Raw genomic sequence first — 18,407 nt, 5'->3', positions numbered from 1 at the left:
CTGGTGCGGGCAGCCTGCACATCACTGACGCACGGCTCCACACAGAGACTTCTTTGGTGGACCGCCGCCCGCCGCAGGGGCGGGCGGGCGATCCGTTGAAAACACTACAATGCTTTCTTGCGCTTGTCACGATAATGACAAAACCTGTCATGCAGGGGTGGGTATTCTGGGATCCATGGACCAGACCCCTGAAGCCCCGCACCCCACCACCCAGCACATCTTCATCGACAAGGAGAGCCCGTCGGTCTGGCGAGCACTTAACGGACTGGGCCTCAAAGCACGGGAAGCGGCTGACGAGGCCGGCATCAGCAGGGCCCTCACGGAGCTCCTCAACGTCCGCATCTCGCAGATCAACGGCTGCGCCTATTGCCTGAACATGCACGTTGCCGATGCCCTCAAGAAGGGGGAAACCACGCAGCGGCTCGCCGTCCTGGCAGCCTGGCGGGACACCGCCCTCTTCACCGAGAAGGAACGCGCGGCCTTGGCGCTGGCGGAGTCCATCACCACCCTGCCGGACGCCCACACGCGGGACCGTGAGGACGGCTATGCCCGGCAGCACCTGAATGCGGCAGAGTATTCGGCGGTGAGCTGGCTGGTGATCACCATGAACGCGTTCAACCGCGTGTCCATCACCAGCCAGCACCCCGTGCGGCGCGAAGCCAAGGATGAATCCGAAGCGCGCTAGGAAGCCTGCCGCGCGGCCCTGACGAGTTCCGCGCAGCGCTCCCCGATCATCATGGTGGTGATGTTCGGGTTCACTGTGGTCAGCTCGGGCATGACGGAGGCATCCGCCACGCGCAGCCCGGTCACGCCCTTCACCCGCAGCTCCGGATCCAGCGGGGACATCGCATCGTCCGCAGCGCCCATCCGGACAGTTCCCGCGGGGTGGTAGACCGTGTTGTGGGTCTTGCGGATGTAGTCCGTGATTTCCGCATCGGTCTGGACGGCCTCGCCCGGGTAGAGTTCCTTGCCCGCCCACTCGGCCATGGCCGGCTGTGCCACGATCTCCCGGGCCTTGCGGATGCCCGCCACCATCACGCGCATGTCGTGCGGGTGGGTGAAGTACCGCGGATCCACCTTGGGCTTGTCCCGGTAGTCGCGGCTGCGGAGCCGGACCGTTCCACGCGACCTGGCGTGCGTGACGTTCGGCGTGAGGCAGAAGCCGTTGTCCGTCGTCGGGTAGCCCTGGCGCAGGGTGTGCATGTCGAACGGCACGGAGCCGTAGTGGAACATCAGGTCCGGCCGGTCCAGGCCCGCTTCGGTGGTGGTGAAGATCCCGATTTCCCACCACTGGGTGGACGACTCCGGCATGGGCTTCCGGGCCTCCCACTGGATAACACCTTCGGGGTGGTCCTGCAGGTGCTCGCCCACTCCGGGCGAATCGGAGCGGACCGGAATGCCGAACTCTTCCAGCTGCGCGGCCGGGCCGATCCCGGATAGCATCAGCAGCTTGGGCGAATCGATGGCGCCGGCGGACAGGATCACCTCGGCGCGTGCGGTCAGGGCGTGGGTCTTCCCGAAGGAGTTGTCCACGACGTCGACGCCGGTACAGCGGTTGTCCGCGGTGAACTTCAGTTCGCGGGCGCGCAGCCCGGTCAACAGGGTGAAGTTGGGCCGGTCCATGACCGGGTGGATGTAGGAAACGGACGACGACGATCGGGTACCGTCGGCGCGGCGGTTGATCTGGAAGAAGTTGGCGCCGTCGACCACGGTTTCGCCGGAGTTGAAGCGCACCCGCGGGATGCCGGATTCCTCGCAGGCATCCAGCAGGGCGCGGCCGCAGGGGTCCGCCGCGGGCACGTTCATCAGGTGCACAGGGCCGCTGTCACCATGATGCGGCGCGTCCGGACCGGCGTCCTCGTTCGTTTCCAGGTGCTTGTACAGCCGGTAGGCCATCTCGGCGTTCCAACCGGTGGCGCCGAACTTCTGTTCCCACTCGTCGAGGTCCTCGCGGGGAGCCCAGAAGGCGATGCAGGAGTTGTGGCTGGAGCAGCCGCCCATCACCTTGGCGCGGGCGTGGCGCATGAAGGAGTTGCCGTTTTCCTGCTCCTCGATGGGGTAGTCCCAGTCATAACCGGATTCCAGCAGCTCCATCCAGCGGTCCAGCTGCAGGATGGCCGCCACGCCGCGGTCGTCAGGCCCGGCTTCCACCAGCGCCACTTCCACCGAAGGGTCCTCGCTCAGCCGTGAGGCCACTGCCGCACCGGCGGAACCGCCGCCGATGACGATGTAGTCGAAGTCCGTCTTGTCCAAGGCTGTCATATGCGCTTACTTCCCCTCTGCGGCGGCGTCTGTGTTCCCGGCTGCGGCGTGGTCCGCAAACCAGCCCGTCACCTGCGGATCGATGTTGTGATAAACATGCTTGGCTTCCTGGTATTCGGCCAGGCCCGTGGGTCCCAGCTCCCGGCCGACGCCGGACTGGCCGAACCCGCCCCACTCCGCCTGCGGCAGGTAGGGGTGGAAGTCGTTGATCCAGATGGTGCCGTGGCGCAGTCTGCGGGCCATCCGCTGGCTCTTGCCGGCGTCCTGGGACCAGACGGCACCGGCCAGGCCGTAGTGGGTGTCATTGCCCAGCCGGACGGCTTCCGCTTCGGTGGTGAAGGTTTCCACGGTGACCACCGGGCCAAAGGCCTCGTCCCTGAGGACGGACATTCCGCTGGTGACCTGGTCCAGGACGGTGGGCAGGTAGTAGTACCCCTTCTTGAGCTCGCCGTCGCCCCACTTTCCGCCGCAACGCAGGCGTGCGCCTTCGGCGATGCCTTTGTCCACGTAGGCGGCCACCTTGTCGCGGTGGGCGGCGGAGATCAGCGGCCCGGTCTCGGCGTCGGGGTCGAAGGGACCGCCCAGGCGGATCCGCTCCGCCCGGCGCACCAGCTCGTCCACGAACCGTTCGGCGATGGATTCCTCGATAATCAGCCGCGAGCCGGCGGAGCAGACCTGGCCGGAGTGGACGAACGCGGCGTTGAGCGCATTGTCCAGGGCGGCGTCGAAGTCGGCGTCCGCGAAGATGATGTTGGGGTTCTTCCCGCCGAGCTCCAGGGCCACCTTCTTGACCGTGGCGGCTGCCGAGGCGGCGATGGTCTTGCCGGTTTCGAGTCCGCCGGTGAAAGACACCAGGTCCACGTCCGGGTTGCCGGAAAGCACGGAACCGACAGTCTTACCGTCGCCCAGGACGAGGTTGGCCACGCCCGCGGGCAGGCCCAGTTCTTCCAGGACCTCCATCATCAGGATCGCGGTGTGGGGTGTGAGCTCGCTGGGCTTGAGCACAAAGCTGCAGCCGGCCGCGAGCGCCGGGGCGATCTTCCATGCGGCCTGGAGCAGCGGGTAGTTCCAGGGGGCGATCAACGCGCAGACGCCCACGGGTTCGTATTCGATCCGGCTGACCACGGTGCTGCTGCCGGCGTCCACGAGCCGGCCGGAGTCCTGGCCCGAGATCTTGCCGAAGTACTCGAAGCAGTTGGCGATGTCGTCCATGTCGATTTCGCTTTCCACCAGGCGTTTGCCGGTGTCCAGCGTTTCGGCGCGGGCGAATTCGTCCTTCCGCTCCCGCAGCCTCGCGGCCACTCGCAGCAGGAACGAGCCGCGCTCCAGGGCCGGGATGCCGGCCCACTCGCCGCCGTCGAACGCCTCCCTGGCGGCGGCGACCGCACGGACCGCGTCGTAGGCGTTGGCTTCGGAGACGACGCCGGCCGGCTCGCCGTCGGCCGGGCAGCGGATCTCCCGGGTGCCGCCGTCGGACGCCGCACTCCAAGTGCCGCCGATGAATAGCGTTGCGGTGGTCATTTCGCTGCCTCCTGCGTTTCGAAGTCTGATTCCCAATTGTCTTTTGCCACCTGGTCCTCGACGAGGACGGTGTTCCCCGGTGCTGCACGGTTTAGGTGCAGGAATTCCAGGTGCTGTTCGTAATGGTCAAGGACATCGGTGATGACCTGTTCCTTGGTGTAGCCCATGAGGTCGTAGCCGTGGCTGCCCTCGAGGGAGAACACTTCCATCCGGTAGTAGTGGTCGTCCGGGTCTGCCCGCCTGGTCGCGTAGGACGGCGTCTCGTACTGCACCGGATAGATCTGGTACTTGAAGGGCCGCTCCTCCCCCATGGCAAGCTGCAGGTCGATGCTGTCGATCCCGCAGGATTCCACCGTGGACACCGAAAGGACCGTCTCGGCGCCCTGGGTCTTCAGTTCCTCGCTGACCTCGCGCAGCGCCGGAACCGCCACGGTTTCCATGAAGCGCGTGGTCTGCCGGCGCCCGGGGTAGCTCATGGCACGGGTGAGCCGCTGCCGCCAGCTGCGTCCACCGCGCTGTTCGCCTGCCCGGCCGGTGATGATGCCCGGCAGGCTGGCCCGGTAGCTGTCGTTGAGGGAGTTCTCCACCCGCAGGGCCTTGTACAGCCCCAGCATGATGAACACCAGGAGCAGGGACAGCGGCAGGCCCATCACAATCGTCGCGTTCTGCAGCGTGGACACCCCTCCCACCATCAGCATGGCCAGGGTCAGCAGGCCGGTGGCCACCGCCCAGAACACGCGCATCCATTCCGGACCGTCGGCGTCGGCATCCTTGAGGTGCGAGGTGAAGTTTGCCATCACCAGCGCCCCGGAGTCCGCTGAGGTGACATAGAACAGCAGTCCCGTGAAGGTGGCGACGGCGGCCGTCACCGGAACTCCGGGGTACTGGGACAGCAGGCTGTAGAAGCCGCGCTCCGGGTGGCTCATGGCCGCCTCGCCGAAGGCCGCGTTGCCGTTCATGATCAGGTCGATGCTGGAGTTTCCGAAGACCGAGATCCACAGCAGGATGAAGATGAAGGGCACGGTCATGGTGCCGAGCACGAACTGGCGGATTGTCCGGCCGCGGGAGATGCGGGCCAGGAAGAGCCCCACGAAGGGCGCCCAGGCAATCCACCACGCCCAGAAGAACAGGGTCCAGGCATTCATCCAGTCGGTAGGCCGATCGTACGCGAACGTATCAAGGGTCATGGACGGGAAGCGGCTCATGACGTCGCCGATGTTCTGCACGATGCCGTCCAGCAGGAAGCTGGTCTTGCCGGCCACCAGCACGAACAGCATCAGGGCCACGGCCATGATGACGTTGAGTTCGGACAGCCGCCGGATGCCCTTTTCGACGCCGGAGACCACGGAGACGGTGGCCATCACCACGGACAGCGCGATCAGGCCGATCTGCACCGAGAGGTTCTCGGGAATGCCGAACATGAAGTTCAACCCGTAGTTGAGCTGCACGACGCCGATGCCCAGCGAGGTGGCGATGCCGAAGATGGTGCCGAGCAGGGCGGCGATGTCCACGGCATGCCCCACCGGGCCTTCGATCCTCTTGCCAAAGATCGGGTACAGCGCGGAGCGGATGCTCAGCGGAAGGTTGTGCCGGTAAGCAAAGTAGCCCAGGGCCAGCCCCATCAGCGCGTAGAGCGCCCAGCCGGTGATGCCGTAGTGGAACAGGGTCCAGACCAGAGCCTGGCGTGCGGCTTCCGCATTACCGCCTTCGCCCTGCGGCGGGGCCAGGTACTGGCTGACCGGCTCCGACACGGAGAAGAACATCAGGTCGATGCCGATGCCGGCGGCGAACAGCATGGCGGCCCAGGTGAACATGCCGAACTGGGGCTTGGAATGGTCCGGGCCGAGCTTGGTCTTCCCCACCCGGGACAGCGCGGTCACGAGGACGAAAGCCACCACGGCCGTGACGATCAGGAAGTAGTACCACCCCATGTTGGTGGACACCCAGCCCACCATGGAGCCTATGACGGCCTCGGCATTGTCCTTGGCGAGGATGGCCCACAACGCGATTCCCACGACCCCCGTCGCCGAGCCGAAGAAGACGGTCTTGTTGACCCGTGTTGTGCGTTCGGGTCCGGTGTCCGGCGCGGCCGGCCCGCCTGGCCCGTATGGCCCGCCTGACGCCGGGGATGCCTGCCCTGGCGGTCCTGTGGCCGGCGGCCCTGCGGACACTTCAGGTCCTGACGGCGCGCCGGAGGGCGCTGTGGAGTTCTGGCTCATCGGTCCCATTTCAGTTTTTGAAGCTGCGGTCCAGACGCCCGGTCAACCGGCGCGGCGCGTTGGCGCGCGGAAGCCGGGCCGGGCGTCTCATTGCGTCTGGCTTGGCTTTCGACGCTATCAACGCGCTCCACCGCACCCCCAAGTTTTATGAGACTACTCACTCGTTTGGTACCGTTTACCGCAGTTTGGGGGCGTTTGCTAGGCGGGATAGACGGCGACTGCAGCCGCCTTGATCACGAAATAGACCGTCATTCCCGGGGCGAGCCCCAAGTCCGCCGAGGCTGCGGGAGTGATGTCGGCGGACATCCCATCGGCCCGGACCCGGATTTGGTCCCCGTGCTGCTCCAGGTCCGTAACCGTGACGGCGAATGAGTTCCGGGGACTGCCGTGCGCGTCGGTCAGGAACACGGAAACGGCCGACGGCGGAAATGCGGCTACGCCGGGCTGCCCGGCGCCGGCCGGGAATACTTCCTCGTCCTGGTGCCCGGCCACCTCCAGGCCCTCTGCTGTCCGGATGCCGGTGGAGGTGAGCGTCCCCGGAAAGAGGTTGAGGCCGGCCAGCCCGGCGGCGAACCGGCTCCGCGGCCGCTGCAGGACCTCCTGGGTAGGACCCTCCTCGGTGATCCTGCCGGCCTCCAGGATAATCACGCGGTCGGCCAGCATCAGGGCGTCCAGGACGTCGTGGGTGATGATGATGGCGCGACGCCCGGCCAGGACCTTCTTCAGGAGCCTGCGGAGCAGCGGCGCGGCATGGATGTCCAGGGCTGCCATGGGCTCGTCCAGCAGCAGCACCTCGGGGTTGGCCGCCAGCGCCCGGGCCACCGCCACGCGCTGCGCCTGTCCACCGGAGAGTTCGGCCGGCCGCCGTGCTTCCAGTTCCCCGGCGTCCACCGCGGCCAGCCACTTCCGGGCCGACTCCCGGGCGGTTTTCCGCCGAATCCCAGCGCTGCGTGGTCCAAAGGCCACATTTTCCAGGGCGCTGAGGTGCGGGAACAGCAACGGCTCCTGCGCGAGGAGGGCCGTTCCGCGGTGGTGCGGTGCGGTCCAGGTGCTGGCGCCGCCGTCGAGGTCGAACAGCACCTTTCCATCGATTTCGGCCCGGCCGGAATCGGGCCGCAGGAGTCCGGCAATGACATTCAGAAGGGTGGATTTCCCTGCCCCGTTAGGGCCAAGTACCGCCACGGTTTCGCCCGGCGCAAGGCCCAGACCGACGTCGAATCCGCGGGTGCCCAGCGTTGCCTGCACGTGAAAGCTCACCGGTTGCCGTCCGGTCGTCCGCCGGCGGCGGCGCGTCTCAGGTCAGCGCCTGCCGGGTCCGCACCCGCCGGGGCACTGCGCCGGCCCGGCGTGCCCGGTCGCCGGTACGTCAGCCCCACAACGGTCACAGCGACCGCCACCAGCACCAGGGAAAGCGCGACGGCGGCATCGGCGTCCGTTTCCCGCTGCAGGTAGATTTCCAGCGGCAGGGTCCGGGTCACCCCCTGCAGGCTCCCCGCGAAGGTGAGCGTCGCGCCGAACTCGCCGAGGCTCCGCGCGAAGGAGAGCACAGCCCCGGACGCCAGACCGGGCAGCACCAGCGGCACGGTGACACGGCGCAGCACAGTGGTGGGCCGGGCTCCGAGGGTTGCGGCCACGGCCTCGTACCGGCCACCCGCGGTCCGAAGCGCACCTTCCAGACTCACCACCAGGAACGGCAGCGCCACGAACGTCTGCGCGAGGACCACCGCCGTCGTCGAAAACGCAATCTGGATCCCGGCGACCTCCAGGCTCCGGCCCAGTAGGCCCTGGCGGCCGAAGGTGTACAGGAGGGCGATGCCGCCCACCACGGGCGGCAGCACCAGCGGTAACAGCACGAAGGCACGCAGCAGGCGCTGGCCCGGGAAGGTCGAACGGGCCAGCACCAAGGCCAACGGCACTCCGAAGACGATGCACAGGGCGGTGCTCGCCGCCGAGGTCCGCAGGCTGAGCCCGAGAGCCGTCAGGGAGGAGTCGGACGTCACGAGCGGGATGAACTGGGGCCAGTTGACCCTCGCCGCCATCGCTGCCAGCGGCAGCAGGACGAACAGGCCGCCCGCAGCGGCGATCCCGTAGATCCAGCGCGGAATCCCGTCGTACCCGCTTGCCCTGGCCTGTCCCATGGTCTCCTTACGGTGCGCCGAAGCCGGCGTCGGCGAGGGTCTTCCTGCCTTCGGTACCAGTCACCATGGCGATGAAGGCCGCGGCAAGTTCCTTGTTCCTGCTTGAGCCTACTGTGGCGATGGGATAGGTGTTGACGGCTTTGCCGGCCTCGGCGAAGTGGATTCCCTTCACCTTGTCGCCGGCGCCCTTCACATCGGTGACGTACACCAGGCCGGCGTCGGCCTCACCTGAGGTCACCTTGCCCAGGACATCCGTAACGGATGATTCCTCGCTGACCGGGGAAATCGTGACGCCGGAGGCCTTTTCCACGGTGTCCGTCGCGGCCCCGCACGGGACCTGGCTGGCACACACAACCACCTTGAGGCCCGGCCTGGCGAGGTCGGCGAAGGAGTCGATCGACGCCGGGTTGGACGGCGGGACGGCGATCTCCAGGACGTTCGTGGCGAAGTCCGTCGCCGTACCGTCGATGAGTTTGGCGTCGGAAAGCTTGGCCATGTTCTTGGTGTCGGCCGAGGCAAACACGTCAGCGGGTGCACCCTGGGTGATCTGTGTGACCAGGTCCGAGGAACCGGCGAAGCTGAGCGTCACCTTGGTGCCGGGGTTCTTCGCTTCGAACTCGCCGGCCAGTTTAGTGAACGTTGCCTTGAGCGACGCCGCTGCGAAGACGGTGACGGTCCCGGACAGCTGCCGTGCCTCTTGCGGTGCAGTCCCGTTCGAAGACGCGGCAGCTGAAGGCGACTGCGATGCGGGGGCACAACCGGCCAGGCCGGTGGCGACGGCGCCAAGTGCCAGCACTGCGGTAAGGCGCAGGTTCCGGACGTTCACACGATGCTCTTTCCGTGGGGCGTTTCAATGATCACGGTGGTGGCTTTGACGACGGCGGTGGCCACCGAGCCGAGCTCAAGGCCCAGTTCCCGGACGGCTTCGCTGCTCATCAGCGACACCACCCGGAACGGCCCACACTGCAGTTCGACCTGGGCCATGACCTTGTCCGCGGTAATGCCCGTGACCAGGCCGACGAACCGGTTGCGGGCCGAACTGCCCACCCGGGTTGGATCTTCCGGAAGCTGTGCCTGTTCGCGGGCGAGAGTGGCCAGCTCGAACCCGTCCACGGCCAGGCGGCCGGATTCGTCCTTCACCGGAGTGAGGCTTCCGTTCTCGGTCCAGCGGCGGACGGTATCGTCGCTGACGCCCAGGAACCTGGCAGCTTCCGCGATCCTTATTGTTGACATCAGACAAGCATATTTCCTCATTTGCGGATACGAAAGGCTAATTCATCCGCAAATTCGGAGTAACCGACGAATCGGAAAAGCGGGCCAGCCCAAGCGAAAGACTCCCGTAAGAAGGAGCCATAGCCCGGCCAAGGGTTGCGGCAGTACGATTTTTCGTGGGGGCGGAGCCGCCAGCGCGAAGGAGCGTTGCAATGCAATGGATCAGGCCTGACAGTCCGGACTATGACGCATCCCGGAAGCTTTTCAACGCGATGATCGACCGGCGCCCTGCCGTGATTGCGCCATGCGGCACTGCCGGCGAAGTGGCCGAGGCCCTGAAGCATGCACGGGACAACGAACTTGCCGTAGCTGTCCGCGCAGGCGGGCATTCAGTCGCCGGGATGTCCATGAACGACGGCGGCCTGGTGGTGGATGTGCGCCCGATGAAGTCCATTGAGGTGGACCCGGAAAGCCGCACTGTAACCATTGGCGCCGGCGTGACCTGCGGGGAGTTCGACCGTGCCACACAGCAGTACGGCCTGGCCATGACCGGTGGCCGCGTCTCCACCACAGGGTTGGCCGGCTTCACCCTGGGCGGCGGCTCGGGCTGGTTGGAAAGGGCATACGGCTTCGCCTGCGATCACCTTGTCTCGGTGGACCTCGTCACGGCAGCCGGCGAACTGGTGACGGCCAGCGCTCAAGAGAACCCCGAACTGTTCTGGGCACTGCACGGCGGTGGCGGAAACTTCGGGGTGGCCACGTCCTTCAAATTCGCGCTCCACCAACTAGGTCCAACAGTCCATGCCGGACTGATGCTCTGGCCGGGCGACGCGGCGCCGGAGATCAGCCGCGGCTACCGCGACCTGGCACTCAAGGCGCCGGACGCCGTCGGCTCAGCCCTGGTGTACCTGACAGCCCCGCCGGAGCCGTTCGTGCCGGAAGAAATGCTCGGGAAGTTGGCCGTGGGGATGGCGTACGTGTTCGCCGGCGATGCGGGCGAGGGTGCCGAACAGGCCAAACCGTACCGTGAGTTGGGTCCCGCCGTTGACCTCGTGGGCGACATGAACTACGCCGATTTCCAGTGCATGATCGACGATCCGCCCAACCTCTACAACTACTGGAGCGCCGATTATCATAACGAGCTCTCCGACGACGCGCTGGATATCTTCATCGATTCAGCTCGCAGCCTCCCGGGACCGCATTCCCAACAGCTGATAGCCCGTTGGGGCGGGGCTGTGGGCGGACCCGCTGCCGCCCTGACTCCCCTGCAGAACCGCAACGCCAGCTGGGTCAGCCACCCCTTCGGCATCGAGGAGACTCCCGAAGGCGGGCAGGAAGCCAAGGCCTGGGTCAAGAGGTTTCGCCATGACATTGCGCCGTATGCCACCGGCGGAGTGTGGCTGAACTTCGTGGGTGACGAAGGGCAGGCACGTGTCCAGGCAGCCTTCGGGAACGAGAACTTCGTCCGGCTATCCCAGGTGAAGCGGGAGTTCGATCCGGACAACGTGTTCCGCGGCAACCAGAACATCCCGCCCGCCCCGGCATAGGGCGTAATGACCAGCCGCAGGCGAGGCCTGGTGCTTACGCTGCGTCGGACTACGGCAGCTGGCTGGCCTCGGCCGTTAGCACCGGGCCGATTCCATTCCACGCTTCCGGTTCGACCCATAGCGGCGCCCGACCTCACCCGGTATTCACGTCTTGAAGTAGTCGTTCTGCTGAGGTCTTTGGCGTGGGTCGATGTGTGGTGGCGGGATGAACCAGGGGATGCCGGTTTTGACCTGGATGGTCCACTTCTCCTTGTGGATCAAATGATGGTGATGGGAGCAGAGCAGGGTTCCGTTGTCGGTGCTGGTGGGTCCGCCGTGTGACCAATAGGTGATGTGGTGGGCTTCGCACCAGGGGGCGGGGATGGTGCAGCCGGGGAAGGCGCAGCCCTGGTCGCGGGCGGTGATGGCTTTGCGGATGTGGGGCGGGAAGATCCTGGTGGTGCGGCCGATGTCCAGGATGCGTCCCTGGCTGCCGAGGAGGACGGGGATGATGTCCGCATCGCAGGCGATCTTCCGGACCGTGGACGCCGGGACCGGGCCGGTGAACGTGCACGAGCCCGTGCCGGGGAGCCTGCCGGTGCTTCCGGTTCGGTAGCGGGGTCCCTGGGCGGTGGTGTGTTCGAGGCGGTCCAGCAGGTCGCGGTAGTCGATGGTGACCATCACCTGGGGCCGGAGCCCTCCCGCGGCGGGCAGCGAATCGGTGGTGAGGGCTGCTTTGCAGGCACCGACCAGGCCGTCGAGGAGCCGCTGCGGACGGGTCCGCTGGTCCAGATCGGCGTCAGGTCCGCCGCCGGTTCCGCTGGTGTCGGTTCCGCGGCCGCCGCCGTTTCCGTCGCTGTCCGTGCCGTCGCTGTCAGCAACCGCCCCGGTGCGGGGGTTGGTGGCGGTGTTCATGACGGTCAGGAGGGGTTCGTACTGGTCCGGGGTGGCGAAGATTTCCAGGTGGTGGAGTCCGCGGCGGGCCGGGCGGAGGAAGACGCCCTGGCGGCGGCGGAGTTCTTCCTCGGAAGGTTCGGATCCGTCCTGGTCGATCGCGTCGGTCCAGCGGCGGGCGATCCGGGTGAGGAAGTCGGTGTCGTATTGGGCTGCGGTGCGGGTCAGGGCGTGTTCCATCCGGGCTGTGGTGTCCTCGGTGGCGTGGTGCCGGACGCGGTCCAGGGCCAGAGTGATGATGGTCGCGGCCCGGGACGCGACGGTCCCGGTGGCGACGGCGGCGGCGAGTTCGGGCCGCACCGCCGGTTCCGTGTTGCCCGCAAACCCGGTCCGGGGCAGCACCGCGGACGCGAGACTGATCCGGCGCCGGGCCTCGGATGCGCTGATCCGTAGCCGTGCCCGGAGGAACTCGGCCGCGTTCCGGGACCCGTCATCAGCCGGGTCCGAATTGGCGGGGTCCGAATTGGCGGGGTTCGGCGCCGGGGGCGCCTCATGATCCGCTGCGGCCGTTTCTGCGCCCCATCCCGTGACCCAGCCAACCCCGGTGCTGGAGCCGCCCGCGCCTGAGCCGACTGCGGCCGGGCGCGCAGCCGCTGCGGCTTCCCGGCGGCTCCGGTCCACGGCCCCGGCCGCGACGATCTGCAGGTATTCGGCGGCCCGGGAGATTTCCTCGACCTTGTCGGCGAAGTCCGCGGCCTCGCGGAAGCCGAGCAGCGCGGCGTCGTCGACCGCCGTCGAACTCAAGGTCCTGAGCAGCTCAAGGCACCGCGCCAGATCACTGGACCCGCCGGCGCCGGACTCCGGCTGACTGCTAGAACCACGGCCGAAGCGGCCATCCGGAGGAACGGCATGCAGCGTCCGGCCCAGCGGCACAGGCTCTAACGGAGCGCTGGAAATCTGCCCTAGGCGCGGGGCCTGGTTCGGGGCGAGTTCTCCAACAGCTTCCATGGGATAACTCTGCCAAAGGGGTCAGACAAAAAAGCAGGCCGCCCTGGCAGTGGAACCCGCTGGCTGCACAGCCAGCCGTGGTCCATACATCCAGGCGATCTGCCGACCGCTCAGGCATTCCCGCACCAGGCACGGGCGCCCGCGGCACTAGACTTCCCTCATGGCCGTCTACCTGGATCCGCCGCTCTGGCCAGCCCACGGAACCCACTTTTCGCACCTCATCTCGGACACGTCCCTCGAGGAGCTGCACAGCTTCGCGGACGCCGCCGGCATTACGGACAGGGCGTTCGACGGCGACCACTACGACGTCTCCGAAGCCCGGTATGACGCCCTCGTGGCAGCCGGCGCCATCCCCGTGGAGGCCCGGGTCCTGGTCCGCAAACTGATCGCCAGCGGCCTCCGTATCCCGGCCCGCGAGCGCGGCAAAGCCCTCAAGGTGCCGCTGCTGAACCGCTGGAACGCCGTGCTGCCGGGCCACGACGCCCTCTTCCTGGACCTCCTGGACCGCTGGGGCGAGGAGCACCGCAAGTACCACGGCCGCACCCACCTGCTGTCCGTCCTCGAGGCCCTGGACCTGCTCACCGAACCTGCCGATCCGCCCCGCACCGTAGTCCTTGCCGCGTGGTTCCACGACGCCGTGTACCGCGGCATCGCCGGCCAGGACGAGGAGGAATCAGCCAGGCTCGCCGAGGACCGGCTCCTGCATGCAGGCCTGTCCGAAGACGAGGCGTACGAGGTGGGGCGGCTGGTCCGGCTCACTGCCGACCACCGGCCGGATGCCGGGGACGACGACGGCGCCCTCCTCTGCGACGCGGACCTTTCCGTACTCGGCGGCGAACCAAAGGCCTACGGCCGCTACCTCAGCGCCGTCCGGGAAGACTTCGCGCACATCGGCGACGCCGACTTCGCGGCCGGACGCGCCGCCGTCGTCCGTCACCTGCTGGAACTGGACCCGCTGTTCAACACGGCCCGCGGCCGGGAACTCTGGCTGGATTCCGCCCGACGCAACCTCAAAGGCGAGCTGAACCCCGAAGGCAAGCTGGCGTGAGCGAGGTGCCCGCCGCGCACCGGCAGTTGCCGTTCACCGTCCGTTTCGACTGGGGGCACGACGGCGCCGTGGCCGTTGCGCCTGGGGCCGAACTGGCCGTGGTGGTGGACGTTCTGTGTTTCACCACGTGCGTGAGCGTTGCCGTGGACCGCGGCGCCGAGGTGTTTCCTTACCGCTGGAACGACAGCACTGCGGCTGATTTCGCCGCGCAGCAGGAGGCAGTGCTGGCCGGCCGTCGCGGCGGCAACGGCGTGAGCCTGTCGCCCGCGAGCCTGCGGGACGTGCCCACCCTGGACCGTGTGGTGCTGCCGTCGCCCAACGGCTCGACACTTGCCCACTCCCTGGCGGGAGCGGTGCCGCGGGTGGCGGCGGTGTGCCTCCGGAACGCCCGGGCCACGGCGGACTGGGCCGCCCGGAACCTTCCGCCGGCGGCAGTGATCGCCGTCATCGCGGCCGGCGAAAAATGGCCCGACGGCGGACTCCGCCCGGCGCTCGAGGACCAGTTGGGCGCGGGTGCTTTCCTGGCGTCGCTGCCTGAGCACCGCCGGGCAGGTTTCTCCCCTGAAGCCCGGTGGGCCATGGACGCCTTCGCCGCTGCCGGGCCGCTCCTCAATGAGACACTGCTCGAATGCTCCAGTGGACGGGAACTGGTTTTCGGCGGCTACCACGAGGACGTGGAGATCGCGGCGGAACTCAACCGGAGCGCCGCCGTCGCGCTTCTCGACGGCGGCGCGTTCCGACGGGCGTAAGGGTGCCTATGACAGCCAAAAAGTAGAGCGGCTCAGGCCGCGCTGCCGAGGTGCTCTGCCAAGCGGTCGAACGACTCGCCCCAGCCCCCGCCATGCCCGTCGCGGTTCTCCGTAGTGTCGAAGGGTCCCTGGGTGAACGTCATCCGGGTCGTGGCCGGGCCGGTTTCCTCGAGTTCAAAGGTCACTTCCGTTTCGAAGCCCCGGGTGCCGTCCGCATTGTCCCAGGCGTGGGTGAACACGAGGCGGTGCGGCGGATCGATTTCGGTGTTGACCCCGCTCCACCAGAGCTTCTCGCCTGTCTCTTCCCTGACCATGCAGGCACGGTACATGCCGCCCACTTCGAAGTCGGCTTCGATGGTCTCCCGCGGCGTGTGGAATCCGCGCGGCCCCCACCAGGCCGGAGCCTGGTCCGGGTCCGTGAGGGCGGACCACACGACGCCGATGGGGGCGGCGAAGTCACGGGTGATGACCAGCATCGAGTCGTCTGGCGTCAACAGCTGCGCTGAAACTTCCGTTGGTCCTGCTTTGTCAACCATTTGGGTCATCCTCGGTTTCCTGGGATTGGATTCTCTTGAGGTGCGTGTCCAGGCGGTCGAAGCTGGAGTCCCAGAAGCGGCGGTACGTTTCCATCCACTGGGTGGCCTCCTGGAGGGGCCCGGCTTCGAGGCGGCTGGACCGCCATTGCGCGGAGCGGCTGCGGGAAATCAGCCCGGCGGCTTCCAGCACTTTGAGGTGCCTGGAAATGGCCGGGAGGCTGATGTCGAAAGGCTCCGCCAGCTCGTTGACCGTGGCATCGCCGCTGGCAAGGCGCGCCAGGATTGCCCGCCGTGTGGGATCTGCCAGCGCCGCGAAGATCATGGTGAGCTGATCGGCCGCCATCGCATATAACCTTTTCGTTAATTAACTAATAAGTTAAATATGCTCCTGCACGCTGCCTGCGTCAAGACCCGGAGCATGCTCCTTAGCGGTAGCTGGTGACGAACGGCCGGTCCGTCGGCACAATCTGCTTGCCGAGTGGCATCAGCGAGACCGGGATGAGCTTCAGGTTGGCAATGGCCAGCGGGATGCCAATGATGGTGATGGCCATGGCGAACGCCGTCACCACGTGGCCGATCGCGATCCAGATTCCTGCGACCAACAGCCAGATCACATTTCCCAGCAGGGCAAACACGCCGTTGCCGCCCGGCTTGTCCACCACCATGCGGCCAAAAGGCCAGAGGGTGTAGGCCGCAATCCGGAAGGACGCGATTCCCCACGGAATGGTCACGATGAGCAGGCAGCAGATGATCCCCGCCAAGAAATACCCGAGCGCCAGCCAGAGTCCGCCGAATACCAGCCAAATGATGTTGAGCAATGTCTTCATACCGCCATTCTCCCCCGCGCCCGCCCGATCCGACCTCGGGGATTGCCCTGAAAACTCCCCTGAACCGGGTTGCTGTACCGGGCCGCTGCACGGGGCCGCCCGGCCTGGCCCCGGTCTTTACGAAATCCTTACGCCGGCATCGCGTCGCTTCGCGGCAGCGGTGGCGCATACTGTTGGCAGCTTGCCGGGTAAGGCCACCGTCAGGCCCAATGGCCTTCCGGAGAAGGAGACGCAGCCGTGACCATCGTTGATAACGCCGTCTATGTGAATGGCCGCCGGACCACCGACCCGGAAGGGCTGGAGGAGACCTACTTCCTGCTGCGGCAGCGTCAGGGAATGGCCTGGATCGGGCTGTACCGGCCGGACTCGCAGGAACTGCGATCCGTGGCGGATGAGTTCGACCTCAGTCATCTGGCCGTGGAAGACGCCCTGACCGGGCACCAGCGCGCGAAACTTGAGCACTACGGCGAGACCCTCTTCCTGGTGCTGCGCCCAGCGCGCTACCTCGACGAGGTCGAAAAGGTTGAGTTCGGTGAGATCCACGTTTTCGTGGGACCGGATTTTGTAGTCACCGTCCGCCACGCCGAATCACCGGACCTTGCCCGCGTCCGACGGAGGATGGAATCCCAGCCGGAGTTCCTGGCACTGGGGCCGGACGCCGTGCTTTACGCCATCCTGGACCAGGTGGTGGATGAGTATGAACCTGTGGTGGCCGGGCTGGAAAACGACATCGACGAGATCGAGGATGACCTCTTCGGCGGAGACCCGGACGTGTCGCGCCGGATCTATGAGCTCTCCCGCCAGGTCATCATGTTCCAGCGCGGGACCAGTCCGCTGGCGGGAATCCTGCAGGCCCTGCTCACCGGAACACCGGAGCACCTCCCCGGCACGGAACTGCTGGACCACCTGCGCGACGTCCTGGACCACGTCCTGCGGCTGGGTGAACGGACCACTTCTTTCAGGGCCCTCCTCCAGAACGCGCTCACGGTCAACGCCGCGTTGGTGGCCCAGCGCCAGAATGACGAGATGCGGCGCCTGACGGAATCCAGTTTCGCGCAGAGCGAGCAGGTCAAACGCATCTCCTCCTGGGCCGCCATCCTCTTCGCCCCCACCCTGGTGGGCACCATCTACGGAATGAACTTCCGCACCATGCCCGAGCTCGACTGGATCTTCGGATACCCCATGGCCCTTGGCCTGATGGCGGGCATGGGCGTGGTCCTGTACGCGGCGTTCAAGCACAACAAATGGATCTGACCGCGGTCCGCGCCGCCCTGGCTGACACGGCCCGACGGGCCCGCGTTCCGGGAATGTCCCTGGCCGTAGTGTCGCGGGAGCGGGTGCTCTTTTCCGGCGGGACAGGATACGCGGACCTTGATGCACTGACCCCGGCGACGCCCGGTACGGTCTATCCCTGGTTTTCGATGACGAAGCCGGTGACAGCCACTGCGGCCCTGCGGCTTTCGGACCACGGGCTGCTGGACCTGCAGGCACCCGTGCACGAATATCTCGATTGGCTGCGGGCCCCCGGCCATGCCCAGCCCACGGTGTGGCAGCTGCTGACGCATTCGGCCGGCCTGGGCAATCCGCTGCCCGTGAAGTGGGTCCACCGGGCGGGCTCACCAAGGCCGGACCAGGAGGAGATGCTGCGAAAGCTGATGGCCCGGCGCCGCCCGTTCCGCTACCCGGTAGGCGGCACAGGACACTATTCAAACGTCGGGTACCTTGTGGCGGCGCAGATCATCAGCCAAGTGTCGGGCGAACCTTTCACGGGCTACGTCCAACGCGAGATCCTTGGCCCGCTTGGCATGGATTCAACCGGATTCTCGTATCCGCCGGGACATACCGCGGCCACTGGCTATGTCCGTATCCCCCGCCCCATCGCGCCGGTATTGGCGGGGGTCCTCCCGACGGGGACACTCGGGCCCAGGCACGGCGACCACTCTTCGATCAACCCGTTCCTGGTGGACGGGGCCGGCTACGGGGGCCTGGTGGGAACCGTGCTGGATGCAGCCGCGTTTGCCCGGCTGCACCTCAATGACGGACTGGCGGCACTGCCGGGGACCGCCACGGCTCCGCAAGCTACCGCGGGTTCTGAGGGGCGCCGCATCCTTCAGGAATCCACGGCACGGGCGATGCGCGATATACACGTCAAAGGAAAACAGTTTGACCACTCCGCAGGCTGGTTCCGGAAGCACACGAACGGGCCCGACGGATCCTATGTGGAGCACTTCGGCACGGGGCTGGGGTTCTGGAACATCATGCGCCTCTACCCGGAACGGGGCAGGGGAATCGTGATCATGTCCAACAGCACCACGAGCTACGACTACGCCACGCTGTTTTCGCTGATCCTCCGGATGCCTTAGACATGAGGAGATCCGGACGGGACTAGGTGTATTGACCTGAGAGGTTAGTGACGCGGCTGGCCGGTGGCTGACCTTTGAGTGAGGTGTGGCCTCGGTGATGATTG

Annotated in this window: 17 protein-coding genes; 6 read left to right on the top strand and 11 right to left on the bottom strand. The window is 66.8% G+C overall.

The window, feature by feature from the left end:
• Nucleotides 1–175: 175 nt before the first annotated feature.
• On the top strand, nucleotides 176–685 hold the full coding sequence (locus tag CXQ91_RS13175; protein WP_104174373.1) for a carboxymuconolactone decarboxylase family protein: 510 nt from the start codon (nucleotides 176–178) through the stop codon (nucleotides 683–685).
• Here the strand turns inward: CXQ91_RS13175 and CXQ91_RS13170 are convergent.
• The 7 genes from CXQ91_RS13170 to CXQ91_RS13140 all read right to left on the bottom strand — a co-directional run bounded on the left by CXQ91_RS13170 (nucleotide 682) and on the right by CXQ91_RS13140 (nucleotide 9,373).
• Nucleotides 682–2,262 carry a GMC family oxidoreductase gene (locus CXQ91_RS13170; protein ID WP_104174372.1) on the bottom strand — a complete coding sequence of 527 codons (1,581 nt, stop codon included), beginning with the start codon at nucleotides 2,260–2,262 and terminating at the stop codon, nucleotides 682–684. The two genes, CXQ91_RS13175 and CXQ91_RS13170, sit on opposite strands and share 4 nt — an antisense overlap.
• Nucleotides 2,263–2,268: 6 nt before the next feature.
• Nucleotides 2,269–3,783, bottom strand: a complete 1,515-nt coding sequence (locus CXQ91_RS13165; RefSeq protein WP_104174371.1) for an aldehyde dehydrogenase family protein — start codon at nucleotides 3,781–3,783, stop codon at nucleotides 2,269–2,271.
• Nucleotides 3,780–6,002, bottom strand: coding sequence for a choline BCCT transporter BetT (gene betT / locus CXQ91_RS13160; protein WP_258073965.1), 2,223 nt, complete (start codon nucleotides 6,000–6,002; stop codon nucleotides 3,780–3,782). The genes CXQ91_RS13165 and betT overlap by 4 nt, the downstream gene beginning before the upstream one ends.
• A gap of 198 nt (nucleotides 6,003–6,200) precedes the next feature.
• Nucleotides 6,201–7,259, bottom strand: a complete 1,059-nt coding sequence (locus CXQ91_RS13155; RefSeq protein ID WP_104174370.1) for a sulfate/molybdate ABC transporter ATP-binding protein — start codon at nucleotides 7,257–7,259, stop codon at nucleotides 6,201–6,203.
• A complete protein-coding gene (locus tag CXQ91_RS13150; protein WP_104174369.1) occupies nucleotides 7,256–8,140 on the bottom strand; it encodes an ABC transporter permease in 885 nt (294 codons plus the stop codon). Before CXQ91_RS13150 ends, CXQ91_RS13155 begins: the two co-directional genes overlap by 4 nt.
• Before the next feature lie 7 nt (nucleotides 8,141–8,147).
• Nucleotides 8,148–8,966 carry a molybdate ABC transporter substrate-binding protein gene (gene modA / locus CXQ91_RS13145; RefSeq protein WP_104174368.1) on the bottom strand — a complete coding sequence of 273 codons (819 nt, stop codon included), beginning with the start codon at nucleotides 8,964–8,966 and terminating at the stop codon, nucleotides 8,148–8,150.
• Nucleotides 8,963–9,373, bottom strand: coding sequence for a molybdopterin-binding protein (locus CXQ91_RS13140; protein ID WP_104174367.1), 411 nt, complete (start codon nucleotides 9,371–9,373; stop codon nucleotides 8,963–8,965). The genes modA and CXQ91_RS13140 overlap by 4 nt, the downstream gene beginning before the upstream one ends.
• A gap of 191 nt (nucleotides 9,374–9,564) precedes the next feature.
• Between CXQ91_RS13140 and CXQ91_RS13135 the strand changes: the two genes are divergently transcribed.
• The gene (locus CXQ91_RS13135; protein ID WP_104174366.1) at nucleotides 9,565–10,899 is read left to right on the top strand and encodes an FAD-binding oxidoreductase; all 1,335 of its coding nucleotides are present in this window, start codon (nucleotides 9,565–9,567) and stop codon (nucleotides 10,897–10,899) included.
• Nucleotides 10,900–11,043: 144 nt separating this feature from the next.
• Here the strand turns inward: CXQ91_RS13135 and CXQ91_RS13130 are convergent, their stop codons facing one another.
• A complete protein-coding gene (locus tag CXQ91_RS13130) occupies nucleotides 11,044–12,780 on the bottom strand; it encodes an HNH endonuclease signature motif containing protein (protein ID WP_104174365.1) in 1,737 nt (578 codons plus the stop codon).
• A gap of 160 nt (nucleotides 12,781–12,940) precedes the next feature.
• On the opposite strand from CXQ91_RS13130, the gene CXQ91_RS13125 reads away from it, so the two are divergent.
• Nucleotides 12,941–13,828: a DUF4031 domain-containing protein gene (locus tag CXQ91_RS13125; RefSeq protein ID WP_104174364.1), complete on the top strand. Its 888-nt coding sequence runs from the start codon at nucleotides 12,941–12,943 to the stop codon at nucleotides 13,826–13,828.
• Nucleotides 13,825–14,577 carry a 2-phosphosulfolactate phosphatase gene (locus tag CXQ91_RS13120; protein WP_104174363.1) on the top strand — a complete coding sequence of 251 codons (753 nt, stop codon included), beginning with the start codon at nucleotides 13,825–13,827 and terminating at the stop codon, nucleotides 14,575–14,577. Before CXQ91_RS13125 ends, CXQ91_RS13120 begins: the two co-directional genes overlap by 4 nt.
• A 32-nt stretch (nucleotides 14,578–14,609) precedes the next feature.
• Here CXQ91_RS13120 and CXQ91_RS13115 read toward each other — a convergent pair whose 3' ends face one another.
• The 3 genes from CXQ91_RS13115 to CXQ91_RS13105 all read right to left on the bottom strand — a co-directional run bounded on the left by CXQ91_RS13115 (nucleotide 14,610) and on the right by CXQ91_RS13105 (nucleotide 15,940).
• A complete protein-coding gene (locus CXQ91_RS13115; protein ID WP_181038878.1) occupies nucleotides 14,610–15,113 on the bottom strand; it encodes an SRPBCC domain-containing protein in 504 nt (167 codons plus the stop codon).
• Entirely contained in the window at nucleotides 15,106–15,456 is a 351-nt protein-coding gene (locus CXQ91_RS13110) for a helix-turn-helix transcriptional regulator (protein WP_104174361.1), read from the bottom strand. Before CXQ91_RS13110 ends, CXQ91_RS13115 begins: the two co-directional genes overlap by 8 nt.
• A gap of 82 nt (nucleotides 15,457–15,538) precedes the next feature.
• Nucleotides 15,539–15,940: a YccF domain-containing protein gene (locus CXQ91_RS13105; RefSeq protein WP_104174360.1), complete on the bottom strand. Its 402-nt coding sequence runs from the start codon at nucleotides 15,938–15,940 to the stop codon at nucleotides 15,539–15,541.
• A gap of 237 nt (nucleotides 15,941–16,177) precedes the next feature.
• On the opposite strand from CXQ91_RS13105, the gene CXQ91_RS13100 reads away from it, so the two are divergent.
• Together CXQ91_RS13100 and CXQ91_RS13095 are read left to right on the top strand one after the other, a co-directional pair.
• Complete coding sequence (locus CXQ91_RS13100) at nucleotides 16,178–17,194, top strand: magnesium and cobalt transport protein CorA (RefSeq protein WP_104174359.1); 1,017 nt, start codon at nucleotides 16,178–16,180, stop codon at nucleotides 17,192–17,194.
• Nucleotides 17,185–18,303 carry a serine hydrolase gene (locus tag CXQ91_RS13095; RefSeq protein ID WP_104174358.1) on the top strand — a complete coding sequence of 373 codons (1,119 nt, stop codon included), beginning with the start codon at nucleotides 17,185–17,187 and terminating at the stop codon, nucleotides 18,301–18,303. Before CXQ91_RS13100 ends, CXQ91_RS13095 begins: the two co-directional genes overlap by 10 nt.
• Nucleotides 18,304–18,407 lie beyond the last annotated feature (104 nt).

This window comes from Arthrobacter sp. Y81, assembly GCF_002929335.1.
GTDB lineage: Bacteria > Actinomycetota > Actinomycetes > Actinomycetales > Micrococcaceae > Arthrobacter.
Note: the sequence above shows the minus strand (reverse complement) of the source record. Positions and strands in the feature narration are given on the sequence as shown.

Excerpts from the sequence above, each read along its gene's own strand:
- betT (WP_258073965.1), bottom strand. The coding sequence starts at position 6,002 with ATGAGCCAGAACTCCACAGCGCCCTCCGGCGCGCCGTCAGGACCTGAA.
- CXQ91_RS13150 (WP_104174369.1), bottom strand. The coding sequence starts at position 8,140 with ATGGGACAGGCCAGGGCAAGCGGGTACGACGGGATTCCGCGCTGGATC.
- CXQ91_RS13175 (WP_104174373.1), top strand. The coding sequence starts at position 176 with ATGGACCAGACCCCTGAAGCCCCGCACCCCACCACCCAGCACATCTTC.
- CXQ91_RS13170 (WP_104174372.1), bottom strand. The coding sequence starts at position 2,262 with ATGACAGCCTTGGACAAGACGGACTTCGACTACATCGTCATCGGCGGC.
- CXQ91_RS13105 (WP_104174360.1), bottom strand. The coding sequence starts at position 15,940 with ATGAAGACATTGCTCAACATCATTTGGCTGGTATTCGGCGGACTCTGG.
- CXQ91_RS13135 (WP_104174366.1), top strand. The coding sequence starts at position 9,565 with ATGCAATGGATCAGGCCTGACAGTCCGGACTATGACGCATCCCGGAAG.
- CXQ91_RS13165 (WP_104174371.1), bottom strand. The coding sequence starts at position 3,783 with ATGACCACCGCAACGCTATTCATCGGCGGCACTTGGAGTGCGGCGTCC.
- CXQ91_RS13125 (WP_104174364.1), top strand. The coding sequence starts at position 12,941 with ATGGCCGTCTACCTGGATCCGCCGCTCTGGCCAGCCCACGGAACCCAC.
- CXQ91_RS13140 (WP_104174367.1), bottom strand. The coding sequence starts at position 9,373 with ATGTCAACAATAAGGATCGCGGAAGCTGCCAGGTTCCTGGGCGTCAGC.
- CXQ91_RS13095 (WP_104174358.1), top strand. The coding sequence starts at position 17,185 with ATGGATCTGACCGCGGTCCGCGCCGCCCTGGCTGACACGGCCCGACGG.
- CXQ91_RS13115 (WP_181038878.1), bottom strand. The coding sequence starts at position 15,113 with ATGGTTGACAAAGCAGGACCAACGGAAGTTTCAGCGCAGCTGTTGACG.
- CXQ91_RS13130 (WP_104174365.1), bottom strand. The coding sequence starts at position 12,780 with ATGGAAGCTGTTGGAGAACTCGCCCCGAACCAGGCCCCGCGCCTAGGG.
- CXQ91_RS13110 (WP_104174361.1), bottom strand. The coding sequence starts at position 15,456 with ATGGCGGCCGATCAGCTCACCATGATCTTCGCGGCGCTGGCAGATCCC.